An 18,620-nucleotide genomic window follows, 5' to 3' on the forward strand; every position below is an offset into this window, starting at 1 on the left:
GCGATCGGAGGGAATCATGCTCGGTGAGCACAGGTACGAGATCGAGGTCGAGTGGCAGGGCGACCGGGGCACCGGCACGAGCGGCTACCGCGACTACGGGCGCGGACACGTCGTGCGTGCCGCCGGCAAGCTGCATGAGATCGCCGGGTCGAGCGACCGCGCCTTCCACGGCGACCGGGAGCGCTGGAACCCCGAGGAGCTCCTGCTCGCGGCGCTCAGCGAGTGCCACATGCTCGCATTCCTTCACGTCGCGACCAACCACGGCGTCGTCGTGCGTGCCTACGTCGACCATGCGACCGGCACCATGCGAGAGGACGGCCGCGGCGGCGGCGCATTCGTCGAGGCGGTACTGCGGCCGCAACTCGAGGTGGCGGATGCCTCGATGCTCGAGCTCGCCCGGTCGTTGCACGCGGAAGCCTCCGAGAAGTGCTTCATCGCGGCATCCGTGGCGTTCCCGGTTCGGCACGAACCGAGCGTTACCGTCGCGAGGTGACCAGGTGATCACCTGAAGCCGAACGAACCGGAGGACGCGCGTCCGGTCACTCCTCGGCGGCCGGTGGCGGGACGGCCGGGATCGTCGCTTCTGGAATCGGGCAGGTATGCCCGCCGACGAGACGGCTGCAGGGCGGGAGGAAGCCGGGATAGCGCTCGGCTTCCGGGTCGCCGAACCAGCGGTGCCAGAGCCGCCAGAAGTTCAGGTTTCCGAAGGCCGAGCAGCCGTCGCCCGCCTCGGGGTTCGCGACGGCGGCCGGGTTCGGTTGATACGGCGTGTAGTTGTAGAGGTTCGCCGTGGCCTGGTTGGCGATGGCGACGGAGCTCGCGCCGCACGCGACATCCGGATGGAACTGCACGTCGACGGCGCCGACCCGGTACGCGCGTTCGGGCTCCTCGGTGTACTGGCGGAACTGCCAGGCCGCGTTGTACACCTGATTGAAGAAGCCGAAGTACTTCGTGTCGCAGTCGGCCGTGTCAGGGCAGCCGTAGCCGGTCGCCCTGAGGTAACCCGACTCGCTCGGCCGGGTCAGGAGCGATTGCTCCTTCTGCAGCAGCACGAGCAGCGTCTTCGGGCTCACGCCGCAGGCCGCGGCGGACTTGGCGATGATGCGGCTCGCGCGCTCGCGGATGCCGCCGCGATACTCGGCGCAGTGTGCGGGCCCGGCGGCCGGCTGGGTGGTGGTGCTCTGCTTGAAGTCGGCGAGGCACGGCACTCGATCGACCGGTCGGCAGTCGAGTCCGTCGAGGAACGCCTGGATCTCGGGCTCGCTCATCGCGCCGCTGTCGTAGAAGGAGTCGTCGCTCACGATGAGTCCGGGATCGAACTCGGTCGCGGGCGGGATGGGGAGATCGGTCACCGTTGCCGCGTCGGGTGCGGTGGCCGCCCGCGGTGCGTCGCTCGGGCCGGCGCAAGCGGCGAAGGAGAGCACCACGAGCACGGCCGCGGCGACGCGGACGACGACCTTGGCGGAGCTCATCGGACCGACGATACCGGGACGCAACCGGGAATGGCTGGGAATCCCGTCACATCCGCTCGCGCGGCACGACGCGATCGGCGAGTTTGGCGAGTGCGCCGTGCGGCGGCGTCTCGTTGTAGACGCCCGCGAGCTCCTGTTCGCTCAATGCATGGATGGCCGTCATGATCTCGTCGGTCGCGGCACGTCGAGCGCGCCCTGAGGTCGCCTGCCCGTGCCGGCTGAGGTCGAGGGGCTCGCCGAAACGCACCGTCACCGGGCGGACCCGCGGCAGCTTCGCGCCGACGGGCTGGATCTCTTCGGTGCCGATGAGCCCCACAGGTACGACCTTCGCCCCGGTCGTGAGCGCCAGCCAGGCGACGCCCGTGCGTCCGCGGTAGAGGCGCCCGTCGAGCGAGCGCGTGCCCTCGGGATACAGCGCGAAGGCGTTGCCGGCGTCGAGCACGCGCCGGCCGGCGTCGAGCGCCTCTTGGGCCTGGGTGCCGGCACCGCGTTCGACGGCGACCGCGCCGATCGCCCCGAAGAACGTTCTCGACACCCAGCCCGAGAAGCCCGTGCCGGTGAAGTAGCTCGACTTCGCGAGGAACTGCACGGGCCGCGGCGAAGCGAGCGGGATCACGATGCTGTCGACGAAGGAGAGGTGATTCGAGGCGAGGATGACGGGTCCGCGCATGGGCACGTGCTCGGCGCCCGTGATCTTCGGGCGGTAGACGAGCCGCACGAGTGGGCGGAGGACGCCCCGAACGATGCGGTAGAGCGGGCCCTGTCGCACGGGTGCGGGCACGGAATCGGCCTCGATCTCTGTCACCGTTCGACCCTACGCGTGGCGACATGCGTCGCGAGGCATATCCCGTTCCCGCGCGCGTCGCCCACGGTCGCCGGCAGTGCGGGATGATGGACGGCATGGATGTCGCGACCGAGGGCGAGCTCATCGAGCTCGAGGCATCCGGGGTGCGGGTCGTCGTGGTCACGCGCGGCCGGCGAGGTCCGGCAGCCGACACTGTGCTATGCGGACTCGTGGCCCACGCGAGCGGTGTACCGGCTGCCGACGTCGAACTCGTGCACGCGTGCGCCGAATGCGGGGCACGCCATGGTCGGCCGTCGGTGGCCTACCCGCTGACGCCCTCGGGCGGCACCTGGTACGCCGACGTCGCCGTGGCCGGTGATGCGGTCGTCGGAGCGGCGGCCACGCGGCACCCGATCGGTGTCGGCATCGAAGCGGCCTCCCTCGACACCGGAGCGGTCATCGACGAGGCGGCGTTCCACGCGAGCGAGCGGGCAGCACTCGACCGGTTCGACGCCGCCACCCGTGCCATCGCCCGAGCAACGGTCTGGGCGCGAAAGACGGCGCTCCTCCGTGCCGTCGGCCACACCGAGTTCATCGAACCGTCTCGTCTGGCGCTCACACTGCCGAGCGATGACGGCGGCATCGGCCGCATCGAGCGGAGCGTGCCCGAGTTCGGATCCGGATGGCGCGACATCCGCTTCCACGACATCGAAGTGTCCGGGAATCGGGCCGCGTCGGTGGCCGTGCTCGGTCGAGCAACGTGAGCGGACCCGAGACCGACTGATCCGGCACCGTGGCCGCCCAATACAGTGGGGATGTGCGCTCCGTCATCATCCTCGGCTCATCCGGTTCGATCGGCACCCAGGCCCTCGACGTCATCAGGGCGAATCCGCGCCGCTTCGACGTCGTCGGACTCGCGGTCGGCTCCAATCGCGCTCTCCTCGAGGCGCAGGCGTCCGAGTTCGGTGTCGAGCACACCGCCGTCGGCATCGAGGAGGCGGCACAGCTCGTGCGCGACGTCGATGCCGACGTCGTATTGAACGGCATCACCGGTTCGGTCGGACTCGGGCCGACGCTCGCGGTGCTCGAGCGCGGAACCACCCTCGCCCTCGCGAACAAGGAATCGCTCATCGTCGGCGGCGACCTCGTCACCCGCATCGCCAGGCCGGGCCAGATCGTGCCGGTCGATTCCGAGCACTCGGCCATCGCGCAGGCCCTGCGCTCCGGGACCGACGATGAGGTGCGCCGTCTCGTGCTCACCGCCTCAGGCGGGCCGTTCCGCGGCCGGCGACGCGACGAGCTCATGGCCGTGACGCCGGCCGATGCGCTCGCTCACCCGACGTGGGACATGGGCCTGGTGGTGACGACCAACTCGGCGACCCTCGTGAACAAGGGGCTCGAGGTGATCGAGGCGCACCTGCTCTTCGACGTCGAGTACGACCGCATCGACGTGGTCGTGCATCCGCAGTCCATCGTGCACTCGATGGTCGAGTTCGTCGACGGCTCCACGATCGCCCAGGCGTCGCCGCCCGACATGCGCCTGCCGATCTCGCTCGGCCTCGACTGGCCGCACCGGGTCGCAGCCGTCGGCACCCCGCTCGACTGGACGCGGGCGCAGGAGTGGACGTTCGAACCGCTCGACACCGAGGCGTTCCCCGCAGTCGCCCTCGCCAAGCAGGTGGGCAGGGCGGGCGGCGAGTACCCCGCCGTGTTCAACGCGGCGAATGAACAAGCCGTCGCGGCGTTCCACGCGGGCCGCATCGGATTCCTCGACATCGTCGACACGGTGCGCGATGTGGTCGAGCACCACGAGGCATCCGACGCCGTACTCACGATCGAATCGCTGGGGGAGGCCGAACGGGCGGCGCGCCGGGCTGCTGAGGCTCGCATCGCCGCGGTCTCGTCGATCGAGTAGGCACATCTCGTCGATCGAGTCGGCGCGCCGGCGCCGTATCGAGATTCTCGTGCGGGGGTCTCGATTCGCTCCTTCGTCGCTACTCGACCGACGAACCACGGCACAGCAGTCTCAAAGCCGACCGCACTACGCTTGCAGCCGTGGATTCCGTGCTCGCCTTCATCCTCGGCGTCGTCATCATCGTGATCGGCCTCGCCGTGTCCATCGGCCTGCACGAGATCGGTCACCTGGTGCCCGCCAAGCTGTTCGGCGTCAAGGTCACCCAGTACATGATCGGCTTCGGCCCGACGCTCTGGTCGCGCAAGAAGGGCGAGACCGAGTACGGCGTGAAGGCGATTCCGCTGGGCGGCTACATCTCGATGATCGGCATGTTCCCGCCCGCGAAGGGCGAGCAGGTGCACGCCGACAGCACCGGATTCTTCCGCGGGCTCGTGCAGGACGCCCGCGACTCGAGCACCGAGTCGATCACGGCGGGCGACGAGCATCGCGCGTTCTACCTGCTGCCGGTGTGGAAGCGCATCATCGTCATGTTCGGCGGCCCGTTCATGAACCTCCTGCTCGCGGTCGTGCTCTTCGGGGTGCTGCTCATGGGGTTCGGAGTCGCGCAGGCCTCGACCACGATCGGGTCGGTCTCGGCGTGTGCGCTGCCGGCCACCAGTGAACGACAGAGCTGCGAGCCGGGTGACCCTGCAGCGCCCGGCGCTGCGGCCGGCATCCAGCCGGGCGACCGCATCGTCTCGGTCGCCGGCGAACCCATCGAGTCGTGGAACGAGTCGACCGCGATCATCCGTGATCACCCCGATGAGCCCCTCGCGTTCGTCGTCGAACGGGATGGCGAGACGCTCGACCTCGAGGTCACCCCGATGCTGAGCGAGCGGTACGTCCTCGACGACAAGGGCAGGGTCGTGACGGATGCCTCGGGCACCGAGCTCACCGTACCGGCCGGGTTCGTCGGAGTCAGTCCGGCGACCGAGATCGTGCAGCAGCCGGCGACGGCCGTGCTGCCTGCCGTCGGTGAGAACGTCGCCGGCGTCGCCGGCATCATCCTGAACCTGCCGCAGCGCATCATCGACGTGGCCAACGCCGCCTTCGGGCCTGAAGAACGCGATCCGAACGGTCCGATGTCGGTCGTGGGCGTCGGCCGGCTGGCCGGCGAGATCGCGACGATCGACGAGATCCCGATCGCGTCGAAGGCGGCCACCATGGTCGGCATCCTCGGCTCGCTCAATATCGCGCTGTTCGTCTTCAACCTGATCCCGCTGCTGCCGCTCGACGGCGGTCACATCGCGGGTGCGTTATGGGAGGGCCTCCGTCGCGGTGTCGCCAAGCTGTTCCGCCGCCCTGATCCAGGGCCCGTCGATCTCGCGAAGCTGATGCCGGTGACACTCGCGGTCGTCGTCGTGTTCGGTGCGATGAGCGCACTGCTGATCTACGCCGACATCGTCAAGCCGGTGCAGCTCTTCTGATCACCGCGCCGATTGCGCTCGCCATGGGCACCACACGTACATACTCCCCGGGGAGTAGCGGGTGAGCCTTCGCGAAGCCGATTCGGAACGACTGGGCCGGCGATACGATCGGGGAATGCCCGTACCCCCGTGGGACGGTCGCCCCGAACGATTCCGGCCGCCGCCGGGGCTCGTGCTGTTCGCGCCGGTCGTCATCAGTCTCCTCGTGCAGGTACCGGCTGCGATCGGCATCGCCGTGTGGACCCATGTCGCCTGGCCTGCGGCGATCGCGCAGGTCGGCCTCGCGGCGGTCGGCCCGCTCGCGCTGCTCGGTGCGAGACGGTACCCGGGTCCGACGGTCGCGGTGGTCGTCGCCGCCGCGCTCGCCGATCTCCTGCTCGCACCCGATCTCGGGCCACCGTACATCGCGGTCGGCTTCGCGATCGTCCTCGCCGTCGCACGTGGTGCCGTGGTCTGGGCGGTGTCCGTCGTGGTCGTGGCCTGGGTGGCGGCGATCGTCCTCGGCTCGATCCTCGGCCCGTCATGGCATCCGTTCCGCATCGCGTTCACGACGCTCGCGCTCGCGGTGTGCTTCGGCATCGGCTGGTTCGTGCGGGTGCGCCGTTCGCGAGCCTCCGCCTTCCGTGCCGAGGCGCTCCGCCGGCGGCAGAGCGCCGAGGAGCGCGAGCGCGTGCGCATCGCGCGCGAGCTGCACGACGTCATCGGGCACGCGCTGTCGCAGATCAACGTGCAGGCGAGTGTCGGCCTCCATCTCATGGACCGCGACACCGAGCAGGCGCGCGCGGCGCTCGGCAGCATCAAGGAGACCTCCAAGTCCGCGCTCGAAGAGGTGCGCACCGTGCTCGGCGTGATCCGCGACGGTGAAGCGCCGCTCGCCCCGCAGGCGGAGCTCGCCGAATTGCCGAGACTCGTGCGCGGCGTCGGCTCGCCGGGGTTCGAGGCGCGACTCGTCGACCGACTGGCCGAGTCGCCGCGGCGGGCGGTGCAGTTCGCCGGCTACCGCATCGCGCAGGAAGCGCTCACGAACGTCGTACGCCATGCCGGGGCTTCTCGCGCGATCGTCACGGTCGAGCGGGTCGGCGACGACTTCGTGCTGGTCGTCGATGACGACGGGGCCGGCATCGCGAGCAGTGTCGAGTCCGGTGCAGGGGGTGGCCTCGGCGACGGCAGCGGCATTCTGGGCATGCGAGAACGCGCCGCGTTGCTCGGGGGGTCCGTCGAACTCGACGCATCCCCGCTCGGCGGCACCCGCATCACCGCTCGACTGCCGTGGGGCGGTGCAGCATGATCCGCGTCGCGCTCGCCGACGATCAGGTGCTCGTGCGTGGGGGCTTTCGTGCACTGCTCGAAGCAGAAGACGACGTCGAGATCGTCGGCGAGGCGTCGACCGGCGAGGAGCTGCTCGAACTCGTGCGCCGGGTTCCGGTCGACGTCGTGCTCATGGACATCCGGATGCCCGGCGGCGACGGTCTCTGGGCGACCGAGCAGATCGCAGCCGACCCGGTACTCACCGGCGTGCGCGTCGTGATCGTCACGACGTTCGAGCTCGATGAGTACGTCGCGAGGGCGGTTCGAGCGGGCGCAAGCGGATTCCTCGTGAAGGACACCGAACCCGTCGACCTCATTCGCGCGGTGAGGGTCGTCGCAGGCGGCGAGGCGCTTCTCTCGCCAGGGGTCACGAAACGGCTCCTCGAGCGCATGTCGACCGGCCTTCGGGATGCCCCCGACGAGCAACGGCTCGCGGCGCTGACCGAGCGCGAGCGCGAGGTGCTGCGCCTCGTCGGGCTCGGACTCACGAATGACGAGATCGCCGCGCGGCTCGTGCTGAGCCCGCTGACGGCGAAGACGCACGTCTCACGCATCATGTCGAAGCTGCATGCCCGCGACCGGGTGCATCTCGTGGTCGTCGCCTACGAGTCGGGGCTCGTGGCCCCGGGCTGGCAGTAGCTGCACGGCCATTCGTGCTCCCGCGGGAGCAGCCGAAGTGCCTCCGCGGGGCGGATTCGCGGAGGCCGCCCGCTCACGAGACTCGGATCGACGGCCTGAACCGCAGGCTGCACGATCAAGGGAATCACTCATGCTCGCCACGCTCGCCACCACCGCGGTGGTCACCCATGCCGGCCCCTGGGCATCCGGCTTCGGATGGGTCTTCTTCCTCATCCCGATCTTCTGGATCCTCGTCATCGGACTCGTCGTCTTCGCCGTGACGCGGCGTCACCGTGCATGGGCGCAGGGCGGCCCGGACGGTTCGTACGGCCCGCCGTGGATGCGCAACGGCGGTGCCAGTGCCGAGTCGACGCTCGCCGAGCGCTTCGCGAAGGGCGACATCGACGAGACGGAATACCGCGCACGCCTCGAGGTGCTCCGCGCGAATCGCCCGAACGCCTCGTAGAAACGAAGGGCCGTTGCGGGTCGGATGCCGCGGCATCCGACCCGCACCAGAGCTGCCGGACTACTCGTCGAGCGCTCGATGCAGTGCTGTGGCCTGGTGCCGGTGGCCGACCGTCTCGTAGCCGACGACCACGACGAAGGGTGAGGCGGCCGTGATCAGGATGCCCACTCCGAAGCTCGCACCCGACGCGACGGCGACGACGGCGAGCGCCAGTACACCGATGCTGCCGAGGAAGAGCCAGATATGGAACGGGTCGAATTGCCGCAGGAGGAGCGAGTAGATCGTGAACAGCGACACCATGAAGATGCCGACGGGAATGACGACGGTCAGGAGCGCCTGCACCAGGTCGATGTGGGCGACTCCCTCGATCTCGTAGGCCGCCACGTGGAGGCCCGCACCGGTGCCGGCGAGGCCCGCGAAGATGAAGTAGTGCCCGTAACTCCAGACGAAGCCGCGCTCGCGGTATTGATGGAGGATCTTGCCCGACGGCATGGTGAAGTAGCTCCACCACAAGCCGAAGGTGAGTGCGATGCCGCCGAAGGCGACCGCCACGGTCTCGACCGACCAATTCTGCTCGTCGATCACCGCTGAGATGGCGAGGGTGGTGCCGAGGATGATCTCGCCGAGGGTGATGATGACCAGGAGGCCGTGGCGTTCGGCGATGTGGTGTGCATGCCACGGCGTGCCACCGTCCCGCCCGTGCTCAGCGACATACGGTCCGACGATTTCGAGGAGCATGAGTGCGGCGGTGAGCGCCAGCGTCGGCACGAGCGGCAGGTTGACGAAGATCAGCACGATCCAGCCCACTTGTGCGGCCGAGACGTAGCCCACATATGTGAGTGCCGTGCGCCGTCGCGCCTCGTCGTGCCGAGCGATGCGCAGCCACAGCGCGATCGTGGCGATTCGCATGACGACGTAACCGGCGACGACGATGCCGTTGTCGACGTGCGCGCCCTCGTCGAGCGAGTGGAACAGGTCTGGCAGCCCGAGCGTGAGGATCAGCACCCCGAGCATCTCCACCAGCGTCGCCACCCGGAAGAAGATGTCGTCGTTGTCGTACGCCGATGCCAGCCACGAGTAGTTGATCCACGCCCACCAGATGGCGAAGACCGCGAACGCGAAGCCGCCGACCGCGGGAGCCCAGTGGCCGAGCTCGAGGAGGTGCGCGGTCTGGGCGCCGGCTGCGCTGAACGCGACCACGAAGGTGAGATCGAACAGCAGCTCGAGCGGGGTCGCAGCGCGATGCGGCTCGTTCGGGTCGCGCCCGACCATCCGGCGGAACCGGTGATCGAGGGGCGGGCGGGCGGATGCCTCGCTGTGCGCCTGCTGCGCCTGGCTCTCGCTCATCGTGCATCCCTCTCAGAGCGCACCGACGGCGCCCGTGGATCATGCTGCCACAGGCGCCTTCGTCGCGCTCAGCGGGAGAGCAGCAGTGCCTCTCCTTGCCCGCCGCCGCCGCAGAGGGCGACTGCGGCGCGACCGCCGTCGCGGCGGGAGAGCTCGAGCGCGGCGTGCAGGGCGAGGCGGGCGCCGGATGCGCCGATCGGGTGGCCGAGGGCGATCGCTCCGCCGTGCACGTTGACGATATCGGCTGAGACGCCGAGCTCGCGCGTCGATTCGAGGGACACGGCGGCGAAGGCCTCGTTGATCTCGATGAGGTCGAGCTCGGCGGTCGTGTCGCCCGACTTCGCCAGGGCGGCGGCGATCGCGTTCGCCGGCTGCGCGTGCAGCGAATTGTCGGGCCCGGCGACCTGTCCGGCCTCGCCGACGAGTGCCAGCCACGGCAGCCCGCGCGCCTCGGCCCATTCGCGACTGGCGACGACGACGGCTGCCGCGCCGTCGGACAGCGGCGACGAGTTGCCAGCTGTGATCGAACCATCTGCCGAGAACGCGGGGCGGAGCCGGCCGAGGACCTCGGTCGTCGAATCGGGGCGCACGCCCTGGTCTTCCGCGACGACCACGGGTTCGCCCTTGCGCTGCGGAATCTCGACCGGGACGATCTCGTCGGCGAAGACGCCCTCGGCCTGCGCTGCTCCTGCTCGCACATGGGAGGCCGCGGCGATCTCGTCCTGCGCCTCGCGCGTGACGTCGTAGCGCGCGTTGAAGCGCTCGGTCGAGGCACCCATCGAGTCGTGGTCGAAGGCGTCGGTGAGGCCGTCATGTGCAGCGTGATCGAGCAGCTCCCATGATCCGTAGGCCCGGCCGCCACGCGAACCCGGCACCAGGTGGGGTGCGTTCGTCATCGATTCCTGGCCGCCGGCCACGACGACGGAAGCCTCGCCGAGGCGGATGAGCCTCGCGGCATCCGTGATGGCGACGAGACCCGAGAGGCAGACCTTGTTGACGGTCGTGGCGGGAACGCTCCAGGGGATGCCCGCTGCCACTGCAGACTGCTTGGCCGGGTTCTGGCCGGCGCCGGCCTGCAGCACCTGGCCCATGATCACGGCGTCGACGTCGTCGGCGGAGACTCCGGCCCTGTCGAGCGCACCGCGGATCGCGACGGTGCCGAGTTCGACCGCGGTCCGGTCGGCGAGATTGCCGTTGATGCGGGCGAACGGGGTGCGCGCCCCAGCGATGATGACGACGTCGGGGATGCTCATGGTCGTGTGACTCCTTTGTCGGATGAGACGGGTTGTGCTCGCAACCATTCTACGATTCAGTTAGGAGACATTCACCGGACTCACGAGGTTCGGCGGTGAATCGTGACGAGGAGGTCGCGGCATGACGATCGACAAGACCGTTCCGACAGCGCGGGAGGCGGTCGCCGACATTCCGGCCGGAGCCAGTCTCGCCGTCGGCGGATTCGGACTCTGCGGCATCCCGATGGTGCTGATCCAGGCGCTGCTCGATGCCGGGGTCGACGGGCTCTCCGTCGTCTCCAACAACTGCGGCGTCGACGACTGGGGCCTCGGGGTGCTGCTCGCGAAGCAGCGCATCGCGAAGATGACCTCGTCGTACGTCGGCGAGAACAAGGAGTTCGAACGGCAGTACCTCTCGGGTGAGCTCGAGCTCGAGCTCACTCCGCAAGGCACCCTCGCCGAGAAGCTGCGGGCGGGTGGCAGCGGCATCGCCGCGTTCTTCACGCAAACGGGTGTCGGCACGCAGGTCGCCGAGGGCGGCCTGCCTCGCCGGTACAACGCCGACGGCACGATCGCCGTGGCGAGCGCGGTGAAGCCCGTGCAGACGTTCGACGTCGCCGGCGAGCCGCGCGAGTTCGTGCTCGAAGAGGCGATCACGACTGACTTCTCGCTCGTGCACGCGCTCAAGGGAGACCGCTACGGCAACCTCGTCTTCGACAAGTCGGCGCGCAACTTCTCGCCGCTCGCCGCGATGGCGGGGCGCATCTGCATCGCGCAGGTCGAGGAGGTCGTCGAGGCCGGGGAGCTCGATCCCGATGCCGTGCACCTGCCCGGCATCTACGTCGACCGCCTCGTCGTCGTCGGCCCCGACATCGAGAAGCGCATCGAACGCCGCACCGTGCGAGAGGGGAACTGAAATGGCGCTCACACGTTTCGAAATGGCTGCCAGGGCCGCCCGTGAGCTCGCCGACGGCTCGTACGTCAACCTCGGTATCGGCCTGCCCACGCTCGTGCCGAACTACGTGCCCGACGGGGTCACGATCCTGCTGCAATCGGAGAACGGCATCCTCGGCGTCGGACCGTACCCGACTGACGCCGAGGTCGACCCCGACCTCATCAACGCCGGCAAAGAGACGGTGACCGTGCTGCCCGGTGCGGCGTACTTCGACTCGGCGGCGAGTTTCGGCATGATCCGCGGCGGCAAGATCGACGCCGCCATCCTCGGTGCCATGCAGGTCTCGGCCGCGGGTGATCTCGCGAACTGGATGATCCCCGGCAAGATGGTGAAGGGCCCCGGCGGTGCGATGGACCTCGTGCACGGTGCGCGGCGCAAGATCGTGCTCATGGAGCACGTCGCCAAAGACGGGTCGCCCAAGATCGTGAACGAGTGCTCGCTGCCGCTCACCGGCAAGGGCGTCGTCGACCGCATCATCACCGACCTCGCGGTCATCGACGTGACCTCCGAGGGGCTTGTGCTCGTCGAGTGCGCACCGGGTGTGAGCGTCGAGGAGGTGATCGCGGTCACGGAGCCGCCGCTCCTCACTGCTTGACGGAGGTTCTTTCGTTATCAGATCGTCGCCGTGCCCGGCGCTCATTGGGCATATGTCACTGCGAGAATCTTGGTTGCGGCACCGCATGCCGTAGAAGGAATGGTGGGCGGATGTCCCGTGCTACCCGTCTCGGATCCGTGCTTGCCCTTGCCGCCGCCCTCTTCCTGTCGGGCTGCGCCACGCCCCTCGCGGAGCCGATGGCTGGCCCGACCACGCCGGCCGCAATCCCGTCGCCGACCCCGACCGTCGTCGCCGATCCGCTCGAGACGGTCGTCGCCATCGTCGCCCGGCCCGAGGCGCTCGAGTTGCGCGCCGACGATGGCTCCGTAGTGGCGTCGCTCGACTACGCAGGGCCAGCCGATGTCGCGGTCGACACGCTCACCGTGGTTCTCGGCGGCCCTCCGTTGGACGAAGCCTACGAGGGGGGCAACCACTACGCTCCCGGCGTTACACACACGTGGGACGACGCACTCGTCGTCGACGAGGTTCACTATGGCGAGGGCGTGATCCGCCACGGCGCTGCCACGGTCAGCGCGCCGGATTTCCGGGTCTCCTTCGACGCGGTCGAGGTGCGAGGCAAGGCCCTCTCCACGTCTGACGGGATCCGCGTCGGCGACTCTTTCGAGGCCTTGGGGGAGCAGATCGACCCGGATCTCTGGACCTGCCATGGGTGGGCGATCGAGTTCGTCGAGCTGCCCGACCCGAACGCAGGCTCCGTGAAGATCGGCGTCGGCGTGTCCGAGTGGGCGTGGGACGAAGCGGCGCAGAACTCTGGGCGTCAGGTCGATCATGTCGCGTCGATCCAAGCACCGACCTCGGTCGCCGCGGGTTGCGTCTGACAGGTGCTCCCGCCGATCCTTGCCTCACGGACCCGATGCTCCGGAGCGGCACTCCGGCGCTCGATGTTCTGGTGGCCGAGCGGCTGATCGATCAACCCGTCAACTCTCCCCGGGATCGGATCGAGTGTCGCGAGTCGCCATCGCCATCGGATTGAACTACAACCGCTCACAAGAGAAGGATCATGACCTGTGTGCGAGCACCCCACTGATCGCAAGACTGGAGCCCCGATGACCCGCCCCCTCTTCGCCGCCGCCCTTACCGCTGTCGGCCTCTCGCTGGTGTTCGTCCTGAGCGGATGCGTCGGCCCGACACCGGTAGCATCTCCCGAAGCCGTGCCGTCGGCCTCCGCGACGCCGATCCCGACGCCGAGCACCGAACCGGTGGATCCCCTGACCAGCGTGACGGCGATCGCCGCGGCTTCCGACATGCTCGTACTGCATGGAATCGACGGCGCGGTCATCGATTCATTCGACTACCTCACCGACGACGCAGCCACGGTCGCCGGCGCGCTCGAGACGGTGTTCGGGGAGCCAGCGGTCGTCCTGGAGCGTGGCAGGGGCGGCATGGAGGTGCGCCCCTCGACGTGGCACACCTGGGGAGCCTTCACCCTGATCGAGCAGCGCTACGTCGACGGATTCACGCGGAGCACTTCCGTCCCGACGCGGACGCCGTCGTTCGTGGTCGAGATGGCTGGGGAAGACGCGGCAGGCGTGTCGTTGACGACCGCCGACGGCCGGATCGTGGGTGAGCCCTGGGCAGACGTGCAAGGGCAGCCGACGTTCCGAACAGCCGGCGAGTGCGCCCACGCCTTCACGGAATCGCGCGAGGAGGCGGTCAGCATCACCGAGAATGGCGAGTCGTATTCGTGGACTGAGCGGATCGTCGTCGACCTCATCCCCACCGCAGACGCTTCGGCCCTGGCGATGGTTCGCGCGCCTGTGGTCGAGACCGGATGTGTCTAGGACAAGGTGGTGTCGGTATCGGTGCGTGGGCACGTCCCGCCCACGACTTCGCGGCGCACGCTGTCTCGATGGAGCCTGCGCCTGAGCATCCGTTGGATCGAGGCGGCGCGCCTGCGTGCCGGAAGTAGACTCGTCTCGTGCCTGCTGTGAATCTCGGAATGCCCAAAGTCCCTGAGGTATTGGCCCCGCGACGGAAGTCCCGCCAGATCAAGGTGGGCAAGGTGCTCGTCGGCGGCGACGCCCAGGTGAGCGTGCAGTCGATGACGACCACGCCGACGACGAACATCAACGCGACGCTGCAGCAGATCGCTGAGCTCACTGCATCGGGCTGCGACATCGTCCGCGTCGCCGTGCCGAGTCGCGACGACGCCGAGGCGCTGCCGATCATTGCGAAGAAGAGCCAGATCCCGGTCATCGCCGACATCCACTTCCAGCCGAACTACGTGTTCCAGGCGATCGACGCCGGCTGCGCCGCCGTGCGCGTGAACCCCGGCAACATCCGCAAGTTCGACGACAAGGTCGGCGAGATCGCCGCGGCCGCGAAGGCTGCCGGCGTCTCGATCCGCATCGGCGTGAACGCGGGGTCGCTCGATCCGCGCCTGCTCCAGAAGTACGGCAAGGCCACGCCGGAGGCGCTCGTCGAGTCCGCCGTCTGGGAGGCGAGCCTCTTCGAAGAGCACGACTTCCACGACTTCAAGATCTCGGTCAAGCACAACGACCCGATCGTGATGGTGAAGGCCTACCGTCAGCTCGCGGAGCGCGGCGACTGGCCCCTGCACCTCGGCGTGACCGAGGCCGGCCCGGCGTTCCAGGGCACGATCAAGTCGGCCACCGCGTTCGGAATCCTCCTCGGCGAGGGCATCGGCGACACGATCCGCGTCTCCCTGTCGGCTCCACCCGTCGAGGAGGTCAAGGTCGGCCTGCAGATCCTGCAGTCGCTGAACCTCCGCGAGCGCAAGCTCGAGATCGTCTCGTGCCCGTCGTGCGGCCGGGCCCAGGTCGATGTCTACAAGCTCGCGAACGACGTCACCGACGGACTCGAGGGCATGACCGTGCCGCTTCGCGTCGCCGTCATGGGCTGCGTCGTGAACGGCCCGGGCGAAGCTCGCGAGGCAGACCTCGGCGTGGCATCCGGCAACGGCAAGGGCCAGATCTTCGTGAAGGGCGAAGTCATCAAGACCGTCCCCGAGTCCGAGATCGTGGCGACGCTCATCGAAGAGGCCAACCGCATCGCCGACGAGATGGGCGCGGACGCGCCGGTCGGCTCGCCTCAGGTGCTCACCCCGTAAAACGAGCGACCGGCGCAGCCGCTAACTGCAGTCGGTGTCGGCGGGGAAACCCGCGCCGTCCGGCGGCCGGCTTACGCCGGGTCGCCGTCGCCTGCGTCAGGGTCGCCCGGTCGGGTCGCGGCATCATCCGCGATGTCGATCCGGGTCACTCCATCGTGTTCGGTGACCTCGATCTGCGCGGGCAGGTCTTCGGGGTTCACGATGTCTTCGGCGTTGTCGGCGTCCGTGGCGCTCCCGGCATCGGGCAGACCGTCACCTCGACCGTCACGCTCACTCATCGTCCCCGCCGTTCGCCGGCTCGGGGGCCCCGCCGGAAGCGGTGTCCGCCACGACGGTCTCGCCGCCCACGGAACGCTCCTCGGGCAGCGGGATGTCGTCGGCATTCGGCCGACCGCCGTTCTCGTGCCCGTCGGTCTCCTTCGTCGGGTCCTGCTCGGATGGGGTGATCTCAGCGTCTGACACGAGCGTCTCCTCTTGTTCGTTGGTGGAGTGGATCCGGCGATCGTCGGACATCACGGTGCATCGAAGGTCACGGCGGGGGTGCGCGCCGGCGGACTCGTGCGGAACCCGACGAGCTTGTGCGATCCATCGCAGAACGGGCGGATGGCCGAGGCACCGCAGCGGCACAGCGCGAAGGTGCGACGGCCTGGCTGTACCGGCTCGCCGTCGTCGTCGAACAGCGCCAGGTCGCCGCGGACGAGCAACGGCCCGTCGGGACACGCCGTGATCGAGACCGGGTGGGCGGATGCCGCGGCACTCATGACAGCGGCTTCCTCAGTGCCGATTCGCCGCGCTCGAACCGTTCGCGCAACTCGCCCCAGAGGCGGCCGTCGACGGAGAGGCAGGCCGCCGCGCCGAACAGGATGTCGTTCGCGATTCCGGGCTCGTCTTCGGCCAGCGAACCGGCGAGGTCGCGGGCGGCGAGTTGCTCGTGCACCGCATCGGCCTCGACGTGCTCGTCGAAGTACTCGGTGACCTCCTCGCCGAAGCCGAGCCGGCGGAGGCCGCTCGCGTATGCGCGGCAGGGGAGTGACGACGTCATCTCGTAGGCGGCGAGATGACCGACGATCGCTCCCCGGAGGCGCCGGTGCAGTCCGAAGAGCGACATGAGGTTCATCGAGGTGTAGACCGTGACCGGCACATGGTCGGCGTACGCGCCGTAGCGGTCATCGAGACCGGCTCCGCGGAGCGCCTTCGCGAAGATCGTGGCGTGCAGGCGCTCCGGGCGTCCGCCGCCGTACTCGTCGGCCTGGATCTCGACGAGCGCGGCTTTGGCTCGGCCGTGCAGTCTCGGGATGGCCCAGCTGTGCGGGTCCGCCTCCTTCAACGTGTAGATCGTGCGGCACGCGAAGACCTCTCGCACCTGCTCCGCCGTCGCGTCGCGTTCCACGAAGGCGGAGAGGCTCGGGCCGTCATCTGCGCCCGCCAGGGCGAACAGCGCCTCGGGCATGTCGCGGGTCGCGACGGGCTGGGCGACCGAATGCCGGAGTGCGTCCTCGAACTCCCGCTCGATCGGCCCGCGCACGGCCAGGAGGCGCGGGTCCCACTCCCAGGTATCGGGCACGCTCTCGAGCCCGCCGTAGTGCAGTTCGTACATGAGGAAGAGCGCGAGCTGGAGGTCGTCGTCAACGAGCAGGTCCTCGGATGCCGCGAGCGCGTCGGTCACCGCGACGGCGAGATCGCGCACGGGCGCGTGCAGCGGGCCGGTCAGTTGCGCGACGAGCGCCTCCGTGACCTGACCACGAGGACTCGGCAGCGCCATCGGTCGCATCGAGGGCAGTCGGCTCGTGTGCCGGGCCGCTGCGTCCCCTCGGGGTTCGGCGGTGATCGTCATGCCAGGCTCCATCGGTTGCGGTGTGCTTCCACCGTATGAAGCCAATGCCGAGCTGTCAGGGGCTTGACCGTCTGACGGGCGAGCGGTAGTCGACCCGGAATCGCACCTCGCCGGCGCGGATGTCGGCGTGCTCGAGCACGACGTCGATGATCACCCCGGCGCGGACGTCGGGTGGCGCCGGGCACGTCGCGGTGACGGCCGGATCGGCGAGTTGGAACACGACCTGCTCGCCTCGCACCTCGAGCACGGTCGCGGCGAAACGCTCGCCGAGATGCGCCTGCAGCACGGCCGCCTCGACACGTGCCACGGATGCCGCCTCGAGCTGATTCGCTCGTTGGATCGACGCACCCATGAGTGCCGGAAGCTCGGCGAGCGACGCTCGTGCCCAGGCCGGCACGTCTCTGCCCGCCGAAAGTGCTTCGCACACCACGAGTCCCCAACGGTCGACGAGACGGCGCAGCGGCGCGGTCACGTGCGCATACGGCGCTGCGAGCGCCGACTGCGTCGGATCCGTGGGCGGCGTGCCGTCGAACGCGACGTAGCCGGCGCCTCGAAAGAGGCTGCCCGCTGCCTGCATCACGGCGAGTGACGCCGGATCATCGCGATCGAGCCCGCGAAGGTACTCGCCATAGGAGATGTCCTCCGGCCACGGGCGGCCGAGCACCCTCGTCTGCGTTCGGAAGGCGATGATGTGTTCCTCGGTCGGCTTCGGCATGGTACGGAGCACCCCGATGCGCCCGGCCAGCATGATCTCGGCGGCGGCCAGCCCCGTCATCAGCGAGAGCTGGGCGTTCCAATCCTCGACGGGCAGCAGACGACGGCGTTCGAGCGTATAGCCGCCGTCGGCGGTGCGCACGATCTCCTCATCAGGGGAGTTGAGACTCGCTCCGCCGCGAGAACGCTCGAGCTCGATGCGCAGCAGCCCGACCTCGCGAAGCAGACCGAGTGACGGGTCTCCGTCGCCGGCATCGAGGTGGGTCTGCGCCTCTTCGTAGCTGAGCCGGCGCCGTGAGCGTACGAGCGCTCGAACCAGCCGAGTCGCCGCGACCGTGCCGTGCCGATCGAGGTCGAACGACCAGACGAAGGCGCTCCGATCGGCACCCGGCAGCAGCGAGACACGATCCTCGCTCAAGACGGTCGGGTGCAACGGCACCCTCGCATCCGCCGCGTACAGGGTCTGGCCCCGCTGTCGCGCTTCACGGTCGACGGCGCCGTCGGGTCGCACCCAACCGGGGACATCCGCGATCGCATAGTGCACCAGGTATCCGTCATCGCTCCTCGCGATGTTCAGGGCCTGGTCGAGATCAGTAGAGCCGAGCGGATCGATCGTGACGAACTCGACATCGCGAAGGTCCGCCTCGGGCGGGGGAGTCGGCGCGAGCGTCGCCGCGGCCTCCGCCTCGACCTCGGGCGGGAAATCGGCGGGGACGTCGAGTGAGCGTCGGAGCTCGGCGAGGGAGAGCGCCAGCTCGCTCTGAGCGGCGGAATCGGCGACATGAGCGCGGCGGGCTGGCATGGGCCCAGCCTAGGTGGGCGC

The 18,620-nt window shown here is 69.1% G+C and carries 21 protein-coding genes; 12 read left to right on the forward strand and 9 right to left on the reverse strand.

Annotated features, from left to right (window positions below; translation table 11 throughout):
• Nucleotides 1–16 precede the first annotated feature (16 nt).
• Nucleotides 17–493: an OsmC family protein gene (locus AC6CH0_RS16700; RefSeq protein WP_498102900.1), complete on the forward strand. Its 477-nt coding sequence runs from the start codon at nucleotides 17–19 to the stop codon at nucleotides 491–493.
• A gap of 46 nt (nucleotides 494–539) precedes the next feature.
• Here AC6CH0_RS16700 and AC6CH0_RS16705 read toward each other — a convergent pair whose 3' ends face one another.
• Nucleotides 540–1,472, reverse strand: a complete 933-nt coding sequence (locus AC6CH0_RS16705; RefSeq protein ID WP_498102902.1) for a hypothetical protein — start codon at nucleotides 1,470–1,472, stop codon at nucleotides 540–542.
• 46 nt (nucleotides 1,473–1,518) lie between these two features.
• Nucleotides 1,519–2,277, reverse strand: coding sequence for a lysophospholipid acyltransferase family protein (locus AC6CH0_RS16710; RefSeq protein ID WP_498102904.1), 759 nt, complete (start codon nucleotides 2,275–2,277; stop codon nucleotides 1,519–1,521).
• A 95-nt stretch (nucleotides 2,278–2,372) separates the two neighbouring features.
• On the opposite strand from AC6CH0_RS16710, the gene AC6CH0_RS16715 reads away from it, so the two are divergent.
• The 6 genes from AC6CH0_RS16715 (at nucleotide 2,373) to AC6CH0_RS16740 (ending at nucleotide 8,029) form a co-directional block, all read left to right on the forward strand.
• A complete protein-coding gene (locus AC6CH0_RS16715) occupies nucleotides 2,373–3,020 on the forward strand; it encodes a 4'-phosphopantetheinyl transferase family protein (RefSeq protein WP_498102906.1) in 648 nt (215 codons plus the stop codon).
• Between the two features lie 53 nt (nucleotides 3,021–3,073).
• On the forward strand, nucleotides 3,074–4,171 hold the full coding sequence (gene dxr, locus AC6CH0_RS16720) for a 1-deoxy-D-xylulose-5-phosphate reductoisomerase (RefSeq protein WP_498102908.1): 1,098 nt from the start codon (nucleotides 3,074–3,076) through the stop codon (nucleotides 4,169–4,171).
• 140 nt (nucleotides 4,172–4,311) lie between these two features.
• Complete coding sequence (locus AC6CH0_RS16725) at nucleotides 4,312–5,637, forward strand: M50 family metallopeptidase (protein WP_498102910.1); 1,326 nt, start codon at nucleotides 4,312–4,314, stop codon at nucleotides 5,635–5,637.
• A 115-nt stretch (nucleotides 5,638–5,752) separates the two neighbouring features.
• Nucleotides 5,753–6,925, forward strand: a complete 1,173-nt coding sequence (locus tag AC6CH0_RS16730; RefSeq protein WP_498102912.1) for a sensor histidine kinase — start codon at nucleotides 5,753–5,755, stop codon at nucleotides 6,923–6,925.
• On the forward strand, nucleotides 6,922–7,584 hold the full coding sequence (locus AC6CH0_RS16735) for a response regulator (RefSeq protein WP_498102914.1): 663 nt from the start codon (nucleotides 6,922–6,924) through the stop codon (nucleotides 7,582–7,584). The genes AC6CH0_RS16730 and AC6CH0_RS16735 overlap by 4 nt, the downstream gene beginning before the upstream one ends.
• Before the next feature lie 130 nt (nucleotides 7,585–7,714).
• The gene (locus AC6CH0_RS16740) at nucleotides 7,715–8,029 is read left to right on the forward strand and encodes an SHOCT domain-containing protein (RefSeq protein WP_498102916.1); all 315 of its coding nucleotides are present in this window, start codon (nucleotides 7,715–7,717) and stop codon (nucleotides 8,027–8,029) included.
• Between the two features lie 60 nt (nucleotides 8,030–8,089).
• Here AC6CH0_RS16740 and AC6CH0_RS16745 read toward each other — a convergent pair whose 3' ends face one another.
• Together AC6CH0_RS16745 and AC6CH0_RS16750 are read right to left on the reverse strand one after the other, a co-directional pair.
• Nucleotides 8,090–9,376 carry a low temperature requirement protein A gene (locus AC6CH0_RS16745; protein WP_498102918.1) on the reverse strand — a complete coding sequence of 429 codons (1,287 nt, stop codon included), beginning with the start codon at nucleotides 9,374–9,376 and terminating at the stop codon, nucleotides 8,090–8,092.
• Nucleotides 9,377–9,444: 68 nt separating this feature from the next.
• Nucleotides 9,445–10,629 carry an acetyl-CoA C-acetyltransferase gene (locus AC6CH0_RS16750; RefSeq protein ID WP_498102920.1) on the reverse strand — a complete coding sequence of 395 codons (1,185 nt, stop codon included), beginning with the start codon at nucleotides 10,627–10,629 and terminating at the stop codon, nucleotides 9,445–9,447.
• Nucleotides 10,630–10,750: 121 nt separating this feature from the next.
• Here AC6CH0_RS16750 and AC6CH0_RS16755 point away from each other — a divergent pair, with 121 nt between their 5' ends.
• From AC6CH0_RS16755 to ispG, 5 genes are all read left to right on the forward strand, one after another.
• Complete coding sequence (locus tag AC6CH0_RS16755) at nucleotides 10,751–11,524, forward strand: CoA transferase subunit A (RefSeq protein WP_498102922.1); 774 nt, start codon at nucleotides 10,751–10,753, stop codon at nucleotides 11,522–11,524.
• Between the two features lies 1 nt (nucleotide 11,525).
• The gene (locus AC6CH0_RS16760) at nucleotides 11,526–12,158 is read left to right on the forward strand and encodes a CoA transferase subunit B (RefSeq protein WP_498102924.1); all 633 of its coding nucleotides are present in this window, start codon (nucleotides 11,526–11,528) and stop codon (nucleotides 12,156–12,158) included.
• 110 nt (nucleotides 12,159–12,268) lie between these two features.
• Nucleotides 12,269–12,997, forward strand: a complete 729-nt coding sequence (locus tag AC6CH0_RS16765; RefSeq protein ID WP_498102926.1) for a hypothetical protein — start codon at nucleotides 12,269–12,271, stop codon at nucleotides 12,995–12,997.
• A 228-nt stretch (nucleotides 12,998–13,225) separates the two neighbouring features.
• Entirely contained in the window at nucleotides 13,226–13,960 is a 735-nt protein-coding gene (locus AC6CH0_RS16770; RefSeq protein WP_498102928.1) for a hypothetical protein, read from the forward strand.
• 158 nt (nucleotides 13,961–14,118) lie between these two features.
• Nucleotides 14,119–15,249: a flavodoxin-dependent (E)-4-hydroxy-3-methylbut-2-enyl-diphosphate synthase gene (ispG, locus tag AC6CH0_RS16775; RefSeq protein ID WP_498102930.1), complete on the forward strand. Its 1,131-nt coding sequence runs from the start codon at nucleotides 14,119–14,121 to the stop codon at nucleotides 15,247–15,249.
• Nucleotides 15,250–15,320: 71 nt separating this feature from the next.
• On the opposite strand, the gene AC6CH0_RS16780 is transcribed toward ispG, so the two are convergent.
• From AC6CH0_RS16780 to AC6CH0_RS16800, 5 genes are all read right to left on the reverse strand, one after another.
• A complete protein-coding gene (locus tag AC6CH0_RS16780) occupies nucleotides 15,321–15,527 on the reverse strand; it encodes a multidrug transporter (RefSeq protein ID WP_498102932.1) in 207 nt (68 codons plus the stop codon).
• On the reverse strand, nucleotides 15,520–15,711 hold the full coding sequence (locus tag AC6CH0_RS16785; RefSeq protein WP_498102934.1) for a hypothetical protein: 192 nt from the start codon (nucleotides 15,709–15,711) through the stop codon (nucleotides 15,520–15,522). The genes AC6CH0_RS16780 and AC6CH0_RS16785 overlap by 8 nt, the downstream gene beginning before the upstream one ends.
• Before the next feature lie 50 nt (nucleotides 15,712–15,761).
• A complete protein-coding gene (locus tag AC6CH0_RS16790; protein ID WP_498102936.1) occupies nucleotides 15,762–16,010 on the reverse strand; it encodes a CDGSH iron-sulfur domain-containing protein in 249 nt (82 codons plus the stop codon).
• A complete protein-coding gene (locus AC6CH0_RS16795) occupies nucleotides 16,007–17,011 on the reverse strand; it encodes an iron-containing redox enzyme family protein (RefSeq protein WP_498103306.1) in 1,005 nt (334 codons plus the stop codon). Before AC6CH0_RS16795 ends, AC6CH0_RS16790 begins: the two co-directional genes overlap by 4 nt.
• Nucleotides 17,012–17,138: 127 nt before the next feature.
• Nucleotides 17,139–18,599, reverse strand: a complete 1,461-nt coding sequence (locus tag AC6CH0_RS16800) for an RNB domain-containing ribonuclease (RefSeq protein WP_498102938.1) — start codon at nucleotides 18,597–18,599, stop codon at nucleotides 17,139–17,141.
• Nucleotides 18,600–18,620: the final 21 nt, after the last annotated feature.

It is taken from the genome of Agromyces sp. GQ35 (assembly GCF_059758475.1).

Coding starts and splice junctions, on each gene's coding strand:
- AC6CH0_RS16700 (WP_498102900.1), top strand. CDS start 17: ATGCTCGGTGAGCACAGGTACGAGATCGAGGTCGAGTGGCAGGGCGAC.
- AC6CH0_RS16705 (WP_498102902.1), bottom strand. CDS start 1,472: ATGAGCTCCGCCAAGGTCGTCGTCCGCGTCGCCGCGGCCGTGCTCGTG.
- AC6CH0_RS16715 (WP_498102906.1), top strand. CDS start 2,373: ATGGATGTCGCGACCGAGGGCGAGCTCATCGAGCTCGAGGCATCCGGG.
- AC6CH0_RS16730 (WP_498102912.1), top strand. CDS start 5,753: ATGCCCGTACCCCCGTGGGACGGTCGCCCCGAACGATTCCGGCCGCCG.
- AC6CH0_RS16735 (WP_498102914.1), top strand. CDS start 6,922: ATGATCCGCGTCGCGCTCGCCGACGATCAGGTGCTCGTGCGTGGGGGC.
- AC6CH0_RS16740 (WP_498102916.1), top strand. CDS start 7,715: ATGCTCGCCACGCTCGCCACCACCGCGGTGGTCACCCATGCCGGCCCC.
- AC6CH0_RS16745 (WP_498102918.1), bottom strand. CDS start 9,376: ATGAGCGAGAGCCAGGCGCAGCAGGCGCACAGCGAGGCATCCGCCCGC.
- AC6CH0_RS16750 (WP_498102920.1), bottom strand. CDS start 10,629: ATGAGCATCCCCGACGTCGTCATCATCGCTGGGGCGCGCACCCCGTTC.
- AC6CH0_RS16755 (WP_498102922.1), top strand. CDS start 10,751: ATGACGATCGACAAGACCGTTCCGACAGCGCGGGAGGCGGTCGCCGAC.
- AC6CH0_RS16760 (WP_498102924.1), top strand. CDS start 11,526: ATGGCGCTCACACGTTTCGAAATGGCTGCCAGGGCCGCCCGTGAGCTC.
- AC6CH0_RS16765 (WP_498102926.1), top strand. CDS start 12,269: ATGTCCCGTGCTACCCGTCTCGGATCCGTGCTTGCCCTTGCCGCCGCC.
- AC6CH0_RS16770 (WP_498102928.1), top strand. CDS start 13,226: ATGACCCGCCCCCTCTTCGCCGCCGCCCTTACCGCTGTCGGCCTCTCG.
- ispG (WP_498102930.1), top strand. CDS start 14,119: ATGCCCAAAGTCCCTGAGGTATTGGCCCCGCGACGGAAGTCCCGCCAG.
- AC6CH0_RS16780 (WP_498102932.1), bottom strand. CDS start 15,527: ATGAGTGAGCGTGACGGTCGAGGTGACGGTCTGCCCGATGCCGGGAGC.
- AC6CH0_RS16790 (WP_498102936.1), bottom strand. CDS start 16,010: ATGAGTGCCGCGGCATCCGCCCACCCGGTCTCGATCACGGCGTGTCCC.
- AC6CH0_RS16795 (WP_498103306.1), bottom strand. CDS start 17,011: ATGGCGCTGCCGAGTCCTCGTGGTCAGGTCACGGAGGCGCTCGTCGCG.
- AC6CH0_RS16800 (WP_498102938.1), bottom strand. CDS start 18,599: ATGCCAGCCCGCCGCGCTCATGTCGCCGATTCCGCCGCTCAGAGCGAG.